The organism is Metamycoplasma spumans, assembly GCF_041026625.1.
GTDB lineage: Bacteria > Bacillota_I > Bacilli_A > Mycoplasmatales > Metamycoplasmataceae > Metamycoplasma > Metamycoplasma spumans.
On sequence record NZ_CP163393.1, the window covers coordinates 491,254 to 508,053 of the forward strand.

15 protein-coding genes are annotated in these 16,800 nt (G+C 27.7%); 5 read left to right on the top strand and 10 right to left on the bottom strand.

From position 1 onward, the window contains the following. The first annotated feature begins 71 nt into the window (after window positions 1-71). Window positions 72-1,277: a class I tRNA ligase family protein gene (locus tag AB5V95_RS02140; RefSeq protein WP_369085734.1), complete on the top strand. Its 1,206-nt coding sequence runs from the start codon at window positions 72-74 to the stop codon at window positions 1,275-1,277. After that, entirely contained in the window at window positions 1,277-1,957 is a 681-nt protein-coding gene (gene rlmB / locus AB5V95_RS02145; protein WP_369085735.1) for a 23S rRNA (guanosine(2251)-2'-O)-methyltransferase RlmB, read from the top strand. Before AB5V95_RS02140 ends, rlmB begins: the two co-directional genes overlap by 1 nt. A gap of 64 nt (window positions 1,958-2,021) precedes the next feature. Here rlmB and arcC read toward each other — a convergent pair whose 3' ends face one another. From arcC to AB5V95_RS02160, 3 genes are all read right to left on the bottom strand, one after another. Then, the gene (arcC, locus tag AB5V95_RS02150; protein ID WP_369085736.1) at window positions 2,022-2,957 is read right to left on the bottom strand and encodes a carbamate kinase; all 936 of its coding nucleotides are present in this window, start codon (window positions 2,955-2,957) and stop codon (window positions 2,022-2,024) included. Between the two features lie 2 nt (window positions 2,958-2,959). Further along, on the bottom strand, window positions 2,960-4,003 hold the full coding sequence (argF, locus tag AB5V95_RS02155) for an ornithine carbamoyltransferase (RefSeq protein ID WP_027122842.1): 1,044 nt from the start codon (window positions 4,001-4,003) through the stop codon (window positions 2,960-2,962). A 235-nt stretch (window positions 4,004-4,238) separates the two neighbouring features. Further along, window positions 4,239-4,751, bottom strand: a complete 513-nt coding sequence (locus tag AB5V95_RS02160; protein WP_369085737.1) for an MscL family protein — start codon at window positions 4,749-4,751, stop codon at window positions 4,239-4,241. Between the two features lie 262 nt (window positions 4,752-5,013). On the opposite strand from AB5V95_RS02160, the gene AB5V95_RS02165 reads away from it, so the two are divergent. Continuing rightward, window positions 5,014-6,825, top strand: coding sequence for a ribonuclease J (locus AB5V95_RS02165; protein WP_369085738.1), 1,812 nt, complete (start codon window positions 5,014-5,016; stop codon window positions 6,823-6,825). A 98-nt stretch (window positions 6,826-6,923) separates the two neighbouring features. Then, window positions 6,924-8,069 (top strand): HAD family acid phosphatase, encoded by a 1,146-nt coding sequence (locus AB5V95_RS02170; RefSeq protein ID WP_369085739.1) that lies wholly within the window; start codon window positions 6,924-6,926, stop codon window positions 8,067-8,069. Between the two features lie 26 nt (window positions 8,070-8,095). Here AB5V95_RS02170 and AB5V95_RS02175 read toward each other — a convergent pair whose 3' ends face one another. The 6 genes from AB5V95_RS02175 to AB5V95_RS02200 are packed head-to-tail and all read right to left on the bottom strand — an operon-like array spanning window position 8,096 to window position 14,163. Then, a complete protein-coding gene (locus AB5V95_RS02175; RefSeq protein ID WP_369085740.1) occupies window positions 8,096-8,809 on the bottom strand; it encodes a hypothetical protein in 714 nt (237 codons plus the stop codon). After that, window positions 8,796-9,200 (bottom strand): hypothetical protein, encoded by a 405-nt coding sequence (locus tag AB5V95_RS02180; protein ID WP_369085741.1) that lies wholly within the window; start codon window positions 9,198-9,200, stop codon window positions 8,796-8,798. Before AB5V95_RS02180 ends, AB5V95_RS02175 begins: the two co-directional genes overlap by 14 nt. A 10-nt stretch (window positions 9,201-9,210) precedes the next feature. After that, window positions 9,211-9,867, bottom strand: a complete 657-nt coding sequence (recO, locus tag AB5V95_RS02185; protein WP_369085742.1) for a DNA repair protein RecO — start codon at window positions 9,865-9,867, stop codon at window positions 9,211-9,213. Window positions 9,868-9,924: 57 nt separating this feature from the next. Then, window positions 9,925-10,251: a histidine triad protein HinT gene (hinT, locus tag AB5V95_RS02190; protein ID WP_027122835.1), complete on the bottom strand. Its 327-nt coding sequence runs from the start codon at window positions 10,249-10,251 to the stop codon at window positions 9,925-9,927. 1 nt (window position 10,252) lies between these two features. Then, on the bottom strand, window positions 10,253-12,001 hold the full coding sequence (locus AB5V95_RS02195; protein ID WP_369085743.1) for a HinT-interacting membrane complex lipoprotein P60: 1,749 nt from the start codon (window positions 11,999-12,001) through the stop codon (window positions 10,253-10,255). Beyond that, entirely contained in the window at window positions 12,001-14,163 is a 2,163-nt protein-coding gene (locus AB5V95_RS02200) for a HinT-interacting membrane complex protein P80 (RefSeq protein WP_369085744.1), read from the bottom strand. The genes AB5V95_RS02195 and AB5V95_RS02200 overlap by 1 nt, the downstream gene beginning before the upstream one ends. Window positions 14,164-14,256: 93 nt before the next feature. On the opposite strand from AB5V95_RS02200, the gene AB5V95_RS02205 reads away from it, so the two are divergent. Continuing rightward, window positions 14,257-15,042 (top strand): hypothetical protein, encoded by a 786-nt coding sequence (locus AB5V95_RS02205; RefSeq protein WP_369085745.1) that lies wholly within the window; start codon window positions 14,257-14,259, stop codon window positions 15,040-15,042. A 294-nt stretch (window positions 15,043-15,336) separates the two neighbouring features. Here AB5V95_RS02205 and AB5V95_RS02210 read toward each other — a convergent pair whose 3' ends face one another. Further along, window positions 15,337-16,425: a helix-turn-helix domain-containing protein gene (locus tag AB5V95_RS02210; protein WP_369085746.1), complete on the bottom strand. Its 1,089-nt coding sequence runs from the start codon at window positions 16,423-16,425 to the stop codon at window positions 15,337-15,339. Between the last annotated feature and the right edge of the window lie 375 nt (window positions 16,426-16,800).

Genomic DNA, 16,800 nt, shown 5'->3' on the forward strand with positions numbered 1-16,800 from the left:
TAAAATATTAAACTTTTATTTTATAAAATAACTTAACGACAAATTTGGCAGTTTATATATAATTTATTGTTATGAAAAGATATTATTTATGTGGTCCAACTGTTTATAACTATCCACACATTGGAAATTTAAGACCAACAATTACATTCGATCTAATGATCAGAGCTCAAAGATACTTGGGAGAGGAAGTATTTTATTTACACAATATTACAGATATTGATGACAAAATTATCAATAAAGCTAAGCAAGAAAATAAAACAGAAAAAGAAATTAGTGAATTTTTTGAAAATTACTACTTAGATTTATTTGATAAGTTCAACATTGAAAAGCCAACTAAAGTTATTAGAGTTACAGATTCGCTACAAGATATGTATGACTATATTCAAGATTTAATCAACAGTGGTTCAGCATATCAAGTTGGAGGCAATGTATTTTTTGATATTGAAAAATTCAAAGACCATTATGGCTCGATAAGTCATCAAAAACTTGAAAATCTTTTACAAGATGAAGACGGAATATTGGGCAAAAAACACCCATATGATTTTACACTTTGAAAAGACACAACAGATGGAATAAAATATAACAGTCCATTTGGATTAGGAAGACCAGGATGACATACAGAATGTAGTTGCTTTATAAATAAATATTTTGAAGGCAAACAATTAGATATTCATGGCGGAGGTATAGACTTAATTTTTCCCCACCACGAAAATGAGAATATTCAACATTATGCATTGCATAACGAAGATATTTCTTCTGGATGAATGCATTTTGGAACATTAAATTACAAAAGTCAAAAGATGTCAAAGTCAATAGGAAACATTATATATCCACACGATTTTTTAGCCAAATATAATTCAGATACCTATAAACTTTTGATGTTAACAACAAGCTACAGTAAACCTATTAACTTAACTGATGAATTATTCGAAGTTAATTATGCGCAAGTAACTAAATTTAAACAAATAAATAGTAAAGTTATTTTAGAATCAATTAACAATGATGTTAATAACGAAACCGTTAAAAGAATAATTCAATTCGTAGCTGAATTAGAATTTTCAAAGGCTTATGCCGAAATTATTAAATTAACTAAAAAAAGTGAAGATTACAACACATTTTTAAGAGTGATGGAAATCTTAGGCTTTAGTTTTGTAAAAGAAACAATTTCTGAAGAAGATAAAAAAATATATGCTAGTTGAAAAAAAGAAGTTGCTAATAAAAATTACGAACAAGCAGACAAGTTAAGAAATATATTAAAGGATAAGGAGCTTATATAGTGAAATTAATTTGCGGCAAAAATTCAGTTTTAGAAGCACTCAATAAAAACTATCCAATTAAAAAACTTTATTTAAGAAAAGGGCTAGTTAATAAAGAAATTAATTTCAAAAATATTGTCTATGTTGATAGTATTCAAATGGACAAAATGACCAAAGAAAACCATCAGGGTTACATAGCAGAAATTGACGACTATCAATACTATGATTTAGGAACCATTTTAAAAGATAAACCTGAAAATGTATTAATTTTAGATCATATTCAAGATCCACAAAATTTCGGAGCAATAATTCGCTCTGCTAATGTTTTTGGAATTAAACACATTATAATTCCTAAAGATAGAGCGTGTGATGTTACATCAACAGTTATGAAGGTTTCTTCTGGTGGTTTTAGAAATGTCAAAATTGTTAAAGTTTCTTCATTATTTGAAGCATGTGAACAACTAAAGAAAAATGGATTTTGAGTTTATGCTTCAGCTCTTAATAATCAAGCAAGCAAACTACATAAAACAAATTTTGCAAAACCGTCTTGTGTCATTGTGGGAAACGAAGAAAAAGGCGTATCATCAACATTAATAAAGCACGCTGATGAAGTTATTTATATCGAACAAAAAAGTGACTCAGTTCAATCTTTAAATGTTGCATCAGCTACATCAATTATTTTATATGAGCTAACAAAGTAAAAAGCAATTATAAAACTAAAAACAACCGAGATTAATTCGGTTGTTTTTCATATATAAAACTTAATTAGTTTAGAGTAACTTTAGTTCCGATTTTACCAGCAATAATGTCTTCTAAATCTTTTAAATCTCCGATGTAAGCAGCTTTTCCACCTTCTTCAACGAATTTAATAGCAGCTTGTACTTTTGGTAACATGCTTCCAGGTGCAAATTGTTTTTCATCGATGTATTTTAATAATTCTTCTTTATTTACTTCTTTTAGATCTTTTTGATCTGGTTTTCCGTAATTTACTTTAACGAAATCTACAGCTGTTAAAACAATGAAGAAATCAGCTTTTGCTAAAGCAGCCATTTTTGCTAAAGCAAAGTCTTTATCGATAACACCATCAACACCTTGAATGAAACCGTTTTCGTCTTTAATGGTTGGAATTCCACCACCACCACCAACGATTACAGTTGCTCCTGCATTAATAGCTTTTTCGATTTGGTTAATTCCAACAAAGTTTAAAGGTTTTGGAGAAGCAACAACTTTTCTGTATCCACGACCAGCATCTTCTACAATAACACTGTTTGGGTTTGCAGCTTCAGCTGCTTCACGTGTTGCAAAGAATGGGCCAATTGGTTTTGTTGGGTTTTCGAATGCTGGGTCTTTTGCATCTACTAATGTTTGTGTTAAAACATAAAGAACTTCTTTATCTTTTAATCCTTCAGCTTGGAATGCATTAGTAATAGCATTAACCATGTGGTATCCGATGTAACCTTGACTCATTGCACCAGCTTCAGGTAATGGTACTAATGGTGATTTTTCATTAACTGAGTTTGCTGATACGAATGCGTTAAAAATCATACCAACTTGTGGACCATTTCCGTGTCCAACAATAACTTCGTGTCCTGCTTTAACTAGTTCAGCAATTTTTTTAGCTGGAACTTTAACTAATTCTTTTTGTTCAGCAGGGTTATTTCCTAAAGCATTTCCGCCTAATGCAATAACAATTCTACTCATAACTAGTATCCTAATGTTGCTAGAATAACAGCTTTAATTGTGTGCATACGGTTTCCAGCTTGTTGAATTGATTTGTTGTATTTTGATTGGAATACTTCGTCTGTAACTTCCATAGCACCGGTTGCTACAACTGGGTATTTTGATCCAAGTTTTTCTTTGATTTCAGCTGAGAATAAAGTTTTGTCATCGTGGAATGCAGGTAAGCAGTGTAGGAAGATAACACTTTCTTTAGCAGCTTTAATCATAGCCATATCAACTTGGAAAGCACCTAATTCTTGAATACGTGGTTCGAATAGTTCGAATGGTTCACCTAATGATACTCAAACGTCTGTGTAAATAGCATCTGCATCTTTAGCAGCTTCTAATTTGTTGTCTGAGAATGAAACTGATCCACCATTACGTTCGAATAGTTTTAAACAAGCATCGTAAACTGGTTTGTGGTCTTCACCGTTTTTAACGATGTCTCATTGAGCTTTAGGTCCGCATAAAACGATGTTAACACCAAAGAATGCAGCACCGATCATTAATGAACGAGCAACGTTGTTTTTAATGTCACCAGCGAATACTAATTTTTTACCTTTTAAGTCTCCAACGAATTCTTTCATTGTTAAGTAGTCAGCGAACATTTGTGTTGGGTGTTCAGCGTCGGTTAAACCGTTTCATACAGGAACACCTGAGTATTTAGCTAAAGCTTCAACGTCTGATTGTTTGAATCCACGGAATTCAATACCATCGTAGATTTCTCCAAGAACCATAGCTGTATCTTCAACTGATTCTTTTTTACCGAAGTTTGATCCTGTTGGGCCAATGTATGTACAGCTTGCACCTAAGTCAGCTGCAGCAACTTCGAATGAACAACGTGTTCTAGTTGAGTCTTTTTGGAATAAGATAACAATGTTTTTTCCAACTAATGGACGGTTGTTTACATGTAATCCTTGCATTTTAGCTCTTTTTAATTCTTGTGATAAATCTAAAATGTAGTTAATTTGTTCTGTGGTGAAGTTTAGAGCTGAGTCTAAACTACGACCTTTTAAATTCATAGGCATATTTAATTTTTCTCCTTATGTAAATTTAGTTTTATTTTTTGTGTTTTAGACATTCTTACGTGTATATATAACACGCTTAAAATTATACTATAATTTAAAATCTAGTCTAAAAAATGCTATTTTTAAAAGTTTATTACACAAAAATAGTAATAACTCGTCCATTTTATTGATTTTCTTACCATTTTTAAAAATAATACAAAATAAAATAAAAAAGCGGCTAGTCAGCCACTTTAACTTATTTAGTACTTGTTTTTGTTGTTTTTGTAGTAGTGTTTTTTGATTTTAACATTTCTAAATTCATTTTACGTAATTCTTCTAAAATCAATTCTTCTGTAGTTGGTTTAACTTCTTCAACTTTTTCTTCTTCGATTGGTTGTTTTTTAGCTTTATGATAATCAATTGAGTTTTTGATTGTAAAAGTAATTAATAAACCAACAAAAATAAATGAAGAAACAATTACAAATTGTAATAAAGCTGATAAAAATCTACCGATGTAAATACCACCTTCAACTTTTCCATTGTTTACTAAAGGCCATAAAATTCAGTCATTTACGTTCAATCTAATTGCTCTTGTAATTGCTGACATAATAATGTCATTTGCTAATGATGATACTAGTGCACCAAATGATGCTCCTAGTAATAAACCAATAGCAAGCATAAACATGTTTCCACGTAAAACAACTTTTTTAGCGTCAGAATATGATTTTTTTACGAAATGTTTTTTTTCTTCTAATTCTTTTCTAGTCATGGTAAAAATAGTACATTATTTTTGCTTTTTTTCTAAAAATAAATTAAATTTTTATTTTCATTGAAAATATATATCGAAAAAAATGATAAATATTAATAAAAACAAGTTATTTTTTTAGCAAAATCATTATTAAAATAAAAAACGATAAATAAATATTATTTTTACAATTATTAATATTTATATTTGTTAAAATAATATCGTTAAAGTCTTAAACAATTTCTTAGGATAATAAAAACTTAGGATAATAAAAAATGGAGGAAATATGAAACCTACTAAAATTTTTGGTTTAGGCGGAATGCAAGAAATAGGAAAAAGTACATTAGTAATTGAATATGATAAGCATATTTTTATTATTGATACTGGTATTAAGTTTTGCGATTCGTTCGCAACAGGTGTTAATGGTTCTATTCCTGATTTTACCTATTTAACTGAAAATCAAGAAAAGATTGAAGGATTATTTATAACTCACGGGCACGAAGATCACATCGGTGGTGTTCCTTATTTAGTTCAACAAGTTGATGTTAAAAGAATTTTTGCGCCTAGAATAGCAATACAATATTTAAAGCTAAAATTTGAGGATTTTAAAATTAAGAGAAATATTGAATTTATCGAGACTACTAAAGATGCTGTTTGAAATTTCGGAAGTTGTCAAGTTGATTTTTGAACTGCGCAACATTCGATTCCTGATGCTTTTGGAGTTAGGGTTAAAACGCCTAATGGTTCTCTAATGATGACCGGTGACTTTAGATTCGATTATACGCCGATCGGAAACATGACTGATTTTAGTAAATTAAAACAAATTGGCGACGAAGGTTTAGATATTTTATTTTCAGACTCAACAAACGCTATGCGTCCAAACCATTCACCTTCTGAAAGCGATATATTAAAAGATATTGAAAAATATATGAAAGAAGCAGAGAAAAAAATTATCGTTACTGCTTTTGCGTCAAATTTAACTAGAATTAAGGCCATTATTGAATTAGCCGCTTCAATGGGTAAAAAAGTTATTGCTTTTGGTCGTTCAATGGTTGATAATATTGACATTGGTAGAAGACTAGGATACATCGAGGCTCCTAATGAAATATTCATAGACAAAAAGAATATGTCTAAATTTGACGACAATGAGTTATTAATTTTAACAACAGGATCGCAAGGAGAAGAGCTTGCCGGACTTGCTAAAATGAGTTTTGGAAAGCACCCTAATGTAACTATTAAACCTAAAGACACAGTTATTTTTTCTTCAAGTCCTATTCCTGGTAATAGGTCAAAAATTGAACTTTTAGTTAATAGATTATACAAATTAGGTGCAATTATTAGAGAAAACGGTATTGATGGTTATTTACATACTTCAGGGCATGCATATAAAGAAGAACATGAGAAGATTTTTGAATTAACAAAACCTAAATATTTCATGCCTTACCACGGCGAATATAGAATGAGTGTTGTTCACGGTTATACAGCAACTGAATCAGGTGTTGACCCCGAAAATATTTTTATAGCAAAGCTTGGCGATGTATATTATTTAGAAGATCATAAACTAAGATTATCCGAAGAAAAAAGATATTTTGGTCCTGTATTTATCGATGGAAATATTCTTTCTAAAACAAACACACAAATTATGAAAGAAAGAATGGAATTAGGCCAAAACGGATTTATGCATGTTATCATTGCAATCAATAAAGAAAAAAATCTAATTTTGGGTAAACCAAGAATAGTTTCAAGAGGCGCATTTTTTGTTAAAAATTCATTGCATTTAATCGAAGAAGCTAAAAGACTTGTTCATGGTGCTGTTTTATATACTATTAAAAATTCAAACGATTGAACAGTGCCTCAACTAAAACAATTAATGATTGACAGACTAGTTCCATTTTTCTATAAAAACAAACGTAGAAATGTTGTTATTATTCCAACTATATTATTTACCGACCACGATAAATCAGAAGTTGAAGATGATGAAAACAATATTGATAAGAAAAATTCGACAACTCAAAAAAGCAAAGTGAACAAAAAAGATACTAAATCAAATAGCGAAGCTAAAAAATCAAATCCTAAAACATCAGTAAAGTTTGAATAATTATTTAGAATAAAATGCCTTATGGTATTTTATTTTTTATATATATTTATTCTATATAATTATTTTTAGGATATAAAAATGAAAGGTTATATAAATAAATGAAAAAAAATATTTTTAAATTTTTAATACCCACATCATTGGTAGCTGCAGCTCCTTTAGCATTAGCAGCTTGCAATACAAATAATGCTGATTCTGAAAAGCTAAATAAAGAAAATGCTGATTTAAAAAGCCAAATTACAGCACTTAATACAAAATTAACAGAAGCAAATAACAAATTAGCCAAATTCAATGACAAACTTGACGTAGCAATTGGTTTAAAATCAAATGTTTGAAACTCATTTAGTGGCGATAAAGTGGCACAAAGTTTACAAGCGTATGCAAATGCTAAGGTTGCATTTGACAAAATGATCACACAAGATATGATTTCAACAACCAATGTAAAAGTGAACAATGATAAGGTTGTTTTAACAAAACCTGACGAAGGAAAATCTATTCCAGTCGTATTTATGGACTTAGATGAAACTGTTTTAGATAACTTTAAATTACAAAATTATTTTTTATTAAATGGAATGACATATGACTATAATTTATGAAGTGAATTTGTAAGTGCCGGTATATCAGAAGAAGTTCCTGGCGCAATTGATTTTATAAAATATGTTTGATCAAAAGGTGGAGTTGTAATGTTTAACTCTAACCGTAAAATGTCAGAACACAAGCAAGGTTCATTTAACAACCTTAAGGCTTTAAAATTAGAAGAAAAATACATGCCAGATTGAATTTGATGAATGAAGGGTGTGGATACAAAAAGTGCCACTCCTTGAACAACAACAAATGGTTTTGATAATAAAGAAACTAGAATGAATGCAGTAAGCGATAAGAAATTCACAATCGATGGAGTTGCAGATATTAGCTTTAAAGTTGTTATGAGAGTTGGCGATGACATTTCTGATTTTAATGATAATTTTACAAAATCAAAACAAATTAGTTTGCAATCAATAAATAGCGCATTATATTCTGATGAATCAGGATATGGAAAACTATTTGGTAATACAGATTTAAATAATAAATCAGTAACATATGATGACAAAACTAAAACCTGAACCAAACAACAATGAAGTGCAAGTTATGTATTTATTCCTGGAAATCAAGTTTACGGAAGTTGAATAAAACAAATTATTGGAAGCAATGATTTAGAATACGAAAAAAGCATTGAATTAATCAAAGAATATAGCTGAAAAAAATAAAAATTTAAAAGCCAGAATTCTGGCTTTTATTTTATCAATTCACAATCAATAGAAAAGTTATTAATTCTACTATGATAATCAATAATAATTTTTAGCTGCTTAGAGTTTGTAAAAACATTAAGCTTTTTAAACTCTAAACAGTCAATAACCTCGATAATTGGAATATAACTTTTGTTAACAATAAAAGTTAAAATATCATCTTCTATTTGATATCCTTGGCTAATTTTAGGGTGGTTTTTAATTAAGTCTCTAAGTTTTTCATCGCCTTCAAAATTAGCAAATTTTAAATAAATAGTTTTATCTTTATTTTCATTTAACTCTTTTAAAATATATTCAGTAGTTTCTTTATCAAGGTTTACTATATCGTTTATGTTTAGATTATTAACTATATTGTTAAAGTTAAGTGAATGTTTTTTCGCTAACGAATATAATATTTCTTCATCATCTAATAAGATATGATTAAAAAGAATTATATTTTCAATATTGTTAACTCTTCTTTTCTTTTCAAAAACGAATAATAAAATCATAAATAAAATTGTCAGAGTATAACAAGTATAGCCGATTGGATTAATAATATTGCTTATTGTTTTAGTATATGGAGTTAACAAGCCAAAAGAAAATGTAAATCCAAGAGATAAAGCTAAGAAAACATAATATAAAACGCTTAATATTGATGTAACTTTAGTTGATTTTTTGATTCTTTTATTTAAATTGACATATCTTTCGTTAATATTGTTCATCACTTCACTCCACAACTGAATTTTTTAAATATTTTTTATAAAATAAGCAACTTGATTTCAATCTAATATCGTTATATTCGATAACTTTTTTGGCTTGTAAAATGTTAATTTCATCAACTGATAATTTTGAATCAGTTAAATACTCACTAAGTTGTTTCATCACTTTTTTCAATGTAATATTAAAAAAACTTAATCTTATAAATACAAAAAATAAGGCAAGCCCTGCTGTTATTAAACTTAAAACTGTCATTGAATAGGCCACATCTGTTAATTTGATTTCAGATCTTTTCATAAAAACTACCATAGAGGCAATAATAAATAAAAAGCCCAATGAAGCTACAGATATATAATAACTAAGTAGATAGTTAAGTTTTTTTATAACTTTTTTCATAATTTCCTTTCTATATATTTTCAACCAAATAAAACGTGATCATTTTTCTAATTAGAGATGCTGATAAATAATCACATTCATCTTTGAAACTTCAATATGTTTTGCTAAGTCAATAAAGTGAGTTTAACACATCATAGTCCAATTTATCATTTGAATGATAGCGACATAAAAAACCGCCACGATGGAATTTAAAATCCACAATGTTATTTGTATTTTCGCATTCAGAACATTGCCCAAATATTGGATAAAGTCCCATCACTAGAAGTATTTTATTCAAGATATAAATAATTACCTTATCCTTTGAATTTTCAATATCTTCAATAATCTCTTCATATGTCGAAATTAACTCCTGACAATTTGTCTTTTCTATTTTAGATAAAAAGTATTTTAAATCATTAATTTCTGTTAATAAATTTGATTTTAAAGGGAAGCTTTTAATAGTTGTAGCACGTTTTAATCTTGGTAGAAGCGTATTAGTTTCAGTGTTTACTAGCTCAAAATTTGATAAAAATAACATATTTAAGCTAGGTGCATTTTTAGATGTTAATTTTCTTGTACTTTGAGCAAAAAACTTGATTACACCATTGCTTGATAAAACTGTAACTATTTCATCAAATTCGTTAATTTCTTTTTTATCAATTACTATTCCAACTATTTCATATTCCATAATTAAATTATAAATTAATGGCAAATAAAAAAGATAACATCGCTGTTATCTTAATTATTAATCTTCATAGCAAGGAATAATGTGAACATGTGTTCTGAATACAGATTGACCAGCTGATTCATTATTATTAATTTGAAGTTTAAAACCATCGGCATTTAATTTTTCAACTTGCTCTAAAGCTAAATTTCTAGCTACTAAAATTAAGTTTGCAAGTTCTTCATCCTTAATATCATATAAGTTCTCTGAATATTTTTTAGGAACAACTAAAAAATGTCCTTTAGTTTCTGGGTCAATATCTAAAAAGGCAATAACTTGCGCATCTTCATAAATAATTGTTGCTGGGATATCTCTATCTATAATTCTTTGAAATATGTCTCTTTCCATCTTATATTAATCCTTCTATTTTTAATATATCTAAAACGGTTTTATTCATTTTTGTAGTATCAAATTCAAATCCAATAAATTTAAAGTAAGCAACTGCATCTCTAAAAATTGCATCTAAATTATTAATAATAATATTATTAGCAATAATTTTTTGTTGACTTTCTTCTGATCATGGAGTGTTAGTGAATGATAAAACTTTTTTTGTAAGTTCTTTGCCTTCAACATCTAGTACTTTAGCTTCTTGATATAAAGGGGCTATTTTAACTACATATTGAGCATTGATTTGATTATCTTTAATAACATCTATTTTTGTTGGGTATTTGTCTAAATTAAATGCAATAGTTTCAGTTTGAGCGCTAAATGTTTTATTTGCTTTATCATAGTTGAGTTTAGCATTAAAATCATAATAATTGTTTAATGATAGCTCTTTAACAGTTAAACGCATTGGAATATTTAAAACTTGTCCATCAAATGAAATAGTACCTTGTTGTTTATATTCAACATTGTAAGTTTCAGAACCTGATAAAGTGACTGATTTTGTAAATAACGAAGTACTTTCATTATCTCTAGTTAAATTTTCAAATTCGAAATCATTTGCATTAAATGAAGTCAACTTATCTTGTTTAGCTTTATTATTTAAAGCTTCTGTAACCTTTGCATTAGGTTGGTTTATTAAGTTAGCTAAAATTGCAGCAAATTTAAAACTGTCTTGTGAATATACACGGTTATTTGTAGGATCTACAAAGCCATAAACTGGAGCTAAATTATTTTGAATTCCATAAAGTGATGAAGATAAAATTCCACTTGTGTAGCTATTTTTAATAATACCTTTATAAGCTAATAGATTATTCAAAACATCATTGCCTTCTGATTTACCAGTTGCAATTAATTCAGTTGGATATTTAGCTTTTGGATTTAAATCATATTGAGGGTTTCCTGACGGATTATATGAAGCTAAGGCATTAAATTCTGCAAATGTTGAAATATTAGCTTTTCCTCAACGTAAATTCATGTCCCTATTATCTGTAAAGCTTCATGATTCAAGTATTGGATTGTCAATTAAATATTTAACTAAATAAAGTGAATTATCAGCAAAGTTTAATGACTTATAAATATCTTTTTGTAACAATGATGTATCTTTATCTTCCATTTTTTTTGATAAAGATAATTGATATTTATCTTGACCTTTTTCGTTATTAGCTAATTTTCTATATTCGTCACGATTTTTTAATAAATATAAACGATTCAATAATAATTTTTGAATATCTAAACGAATATTAGTTGAGATTAAGTGCGAATTTGTTAACATGAATTTAAAATCTGAATCACTAGGGATTGCAAATGGCGCTGGGTTAAAATCAGATGTATCAATATTTGCATTAATATAATCTGATTTTAAAGCTCAGAAAAACTGAGGGTTAGTTTTTAATTTACTAGTTGCATAAAATTGAAATATATCTTTAGCATCGTTAAATAAATTAGATCCATCACGGTTTAATAAAACTAAAATTGGGTCATTTTTCTTATCGTTTTCTGAAACTGTTGAAACTTCGTCAGCATAAAAAGAAGTTAAATATTTATTTGTGATTGCGGTTAGAATTTGGTTCCTAGTTAGATTTTCTTTTAAAACTCTATCTTGATTTCCTGGGTTATCTTTTTCGACATCTTTATTACTACATGCCACCACTGCTGATGCTGGAATAATTGCCAAAGGTGATAATAACGCTAATATTTTATTTGATTTTTTCATTATTTTGTCCCTCCGTATATTCCTTTAATAAAGTTAATAATAGTATCAAACAAGTATTCTAATACATCTTTATTTGTATGTGGATCTAAGTAAAATTGATTTGATGCTGAGTCATATTTAAAGTCTGAATAAAGTCCATTGTCAAATTTTGATTTAATAAAATCTTTAATTTGATTTGCCTTGTTTTGAATTAAATTGTATCTCTTGCTTTCGTCAAGTAATTTTTCATAATTTAATGCTTTTGTAATATCATCGTCAGTAAATTTAACTTTCTTACCATCTAAATTAGTGAATTCTTGGTCTTTAATGTAGTTTTTAAATTCAGTTTGTGATAATAAATCATTTACCATAAAATCTTTAGTTAGAATTTCTGAAAAAATAGTGCTTAGGTTAAATAGTTGTGTTGTTAATGTATTTGTATAATTTGCTTTTGATTGAATAGCTAAATCATGAGTAATTAATCTCTCAACAGCTTCTTTATCATTTAATTGGAAAACGCTTTTAATTACAATTCCCGTACCAGAAACTTCAACATAATTATCATTTACTTTAATTATTGAAGAAATTTTATACTTATCATTTGAATCACCAAATGTATCTCTTAATGCAGTTCCAAATTTTTCATTAAATTCTTTGTCATCCATGTCGTTAATGAACTTTTTAATTGCATCATTGTATTTTGTATACTCTTCAACGTAGTTATCGGTTTTTTGTTTTGTTTTTGGTTCTCCAGTTAAAACTTCGTTAAATTTTTTCTTAGTTGTAGCATCATATGAAAATTCATTTTCTTCAAATAATGCAACTAATTTTTCTTTTAGTGTTTTAAATAAGTTATCATCTTGTTTGAATTTATAAATTCCAGATTCTTGATTTGCATCGCCTAATAAAATTGATATAAGTGGAATATATTTAGCTGGGTCATTACTTGAAATTTGATCAGCTATATTTTTATAACCCTCTGAACCATATTTTGACGCTGACGATTGATCTGAAGCAACATATTGAATTAATCTTTCGGTATTCTTAACTTTCAATTCTTCTTCAGCGGTTATAGTCGCTGATGATAATAAAGGACTAACACCACTAAAGTCTTTTAGTTTATCAATACCTAATGCCAATTGAACTTGGTTATTATTTGATAAATATGAACTAAAAGTCAATAGTTTAATTGCTTCAGCTTTTGTTATAGTTCAAGGCGCAGTGCTATCTTTTGCATTAGGATGCGCAGATAATGACATTGAAGAAACAATTGATTGCTTTCTAGCTATTCAAGGTGCGATAAATCTATCAGCATTTTTATATTCATTAATAAATGATCTGGTTGTAAAAATTGGAATTTTTATATCATCTTTATTATCTGTTTTTAATTCGATAGTATCCGCTGCTGGTAAAACATAGTTTTTATTTTCAACTGCAAATTGCAAATTAATAACATCACCTTTTTTAGCGATATCAACTCTCTTGCCTTCGTATGTATAAAAAACATCTTTGTTAGCAACAATACCATTTTTTAATTCATTATAGCTAAAATCAGTATTAACTTGAGTTTCATATCTTCTATAAGCATCTCTATTCAATCTCTCAGTAACCTTGTATTCGATAGCTTCAGATTTTGATTTTGAATTACCATATGCTGGTGATGATAAATCAGCAAGGAACTTTTCTTCTCATTTCTTTTCTAGACCAAATTGTTCTTGATATTTTTTTTCTAAATCATTTAAGCTTTTAGTAATTTCAGTTCTAATGCTTTCAATTGATTGTAATGCAAATTTACGTTCATCTTTTTTAGCTTTATCGGCATTATAAACAGCTTCATATCACAATGAACCCTTATATTCTTGTTCGTATAAATATTTTGTTAAATGGCTTTCAACACCAGTTGCAATATTTTTATTTGCATTTACAATTTCGTGAACAGTATTAACATCTCCTCATGTAACTTCAATCGCTTTACCATCTGGCCCTGTTAAAGTCATTAAAATTGAATCGTCTTTTAAAAGTGGAGTCGGTTTAGGTAATGCTTTTTGCGCTTGCACTAATGGAATCCCAATACCTGCAGTTAAAATGGCTGCACCAGCTATTCCAAACGTAATACCTCAAAGCATTTTTTTTCTTTTAGCTTTTTGTTCTGTTGTTCTTGTTTTTTTATTTTCGCTTGACATATTTCCCTTTCTAAATATACTATAGATAATTTTACCATTTTTTAAGCTATTTATTACATGCACTTTTAATGTAATAATTTATAATTATTTATTATGAATAAAGTCAAAGAAGAGAAGTATAAAATACTAAAAAAATTTAGTGACATCTGCAAACAAAATAATCTATGATGAAGCTTAGATTCTCATAGTTTGTTAGCCTTGTTTTCTGAAAATAATTTACTAGAAGAACTGGATCATTTTGATGTTATGATGGATATTTTTTCATATTCAAAACTAAAAAACATTGTTCCTGAATTAATTTTAGACTCAACCTTACATTCAGACTATTATAGTTTGCAAAATAAATTCCTAGAAAACCCTAATAATTTTTATGAAGAGCAGTCATTTATAAATATAAATTTAATCATTCCTACTAAATTAAAAAAAGTAAAACAGTATATTAAATTTTCTAATCGTTATAAGAGTTTTGTTAATTACTACGCAACCTTATCAAGCAGTAACGTTGGAAAACTTAACAATAAAATCAATCTCTCAAAATTATTAAAAAAACACACAAAATTAATAACCTACAAGGATATTGTTAATTCTTTATTTGATGACGCTCACGAAGGCTTTATCATCACTGAACCAATTATTAAAAAAAGTTCAACAAATAAATGAATATCTAATGTAAGCTATAAAATAAGTGACGATAAGATTCAAGATATTGATATTAAATATATTAACGAATATGACCAGTACTTGATTAATATTTATGGCGAAAAATACAAAAAGATTTCTTCTATATTTAACAATCTAATGTTTGTTAATCCAGTTGATATAGTTAAATACAATCAAAGCGATGCATTTGAAGATTTAGAAAATAAAGAAAATGACTAGGATTTTCCTAGTTTTTTTAGTTTAAGCCCCTTGTATCACAATGTCATCATTGCTATAAACGCTGGAATAATAGAAAAAAATTAGCAATACAAAAAAGCAAAAACTATTCCCTGATTTTGAATTGCGTTATAAACTAGAAAATCAGTAAAGCAAAACAACTACTTCAAAAGGGGCTGTGATTGCATATATCGGAATTATAAAATGCTTATTGATTGTTTATATTGCATAAAAGAAAAATATCCCTTAAAAATCAATAAAAAAGATAGCATTATTCGCTATCTTTTAATATTAAAATTATTCTTTTTCAGAAATTTCGCTTTCTATTTCTTCCGTTTCAAACGATACATAAGGATATTTTTCTTTCAATAAAGTTCAAATATAAGAAATATCTACATCTTTATTGCGTTCTTTTATAATTCTACTTTGTTCATAAGCGTTAATTGCATCATAAACAGCTTTATAATTTGAAACCCTAGATTTTTCTCATTCATAATATTCTGAAATTACTTTATTATCAATTTCATTTTCTGAAAAGTCAGGGAAGTAACAATGAACAATTTCATGAAGTAATGAATAAAATATATGACCTTCAAGTTTATTCATATCAGATAGAAAAATAAATCTTTTTGCACCTTTTTTTAGTGAAACAGCTCTAATTAAACTGTTTTTAATAAATGGCATTGTTATCAAAACGATACCTTTATTTAAAAGAACCTTTTTAATCGATACAAATTTATCTTTAAAAGTGATTGATTCATTACCGATGATATTCAAAATCTTTTTATAAAGCGGATCAAACATTGACTTTCTGAATGTTCCAAGCTGATTTAATCCAGAAATATTAGCAGCAGAAAGCTCACAAAATCTGATTCAAATTTTACTATTCGGATTCTCATATGTACTTGGTTCAGCCAATATATTTTCTTCTAAATATTTGTCGTAAAATGTCAAATCACTAACGCCATAAAATCTCTTTAACATCATAAGTTTAATATGTAGTGGTGTATTTTGTTTTATTGAAATATTAGCTGCTAGTGCTAATTCTGGATGTTCAATCAAAAATGGTGCTCCATATTTGTTAAGTTTATGCTCTATTCCTTCATTTTTAATAACTTCATTTTTATTGTTATATATGTGATAAACTTCTGTTAGCGTACCAGTTTCTAAATGAAAGGCATATTCCAAGGCTTCGATAACATTCATACTAATGTCATTTACTTCATTATTCATAATTGAATTAATATGTTTAATACTAATCCCTAATCTTAAAGCCAACTCTTTTTGAGTCATTGAAAATTTATTCAAATAATATTCCAATTCTTGTGTAAAGTCTTCTCCGTGCGTTTTTATGTGTTTCATATCGCATATGTGTTGATTAGCCATATTTCCCTCTATCTTCATTTAATATTGTTAAAATAATTATAATATATAAACACTTTTTTTTAACAAAATCGTTGTTTTTTTATGTAAATATTTAACTTAAAATCATAACAAAAAAAGTAAATCATCGGCTTTTTTGTTTTATTCTTATCAAATATTTGATTTTGCCGATCAAATGTAGCTCTTTGATTTTTCAAGATATAGTCAGTCGCATATTAACTAGTTATAATTTAGCTTTGCATTATTAAATAAATATACCTTTTATTTAATAGAACTTACGTTATGAACATATATTTGTAATTAAACTAGGTTTATAAAACTCCTCATAAAAGCATAAGATTTAACTAATTAATGATAATTTACATTAATTAAATTTCA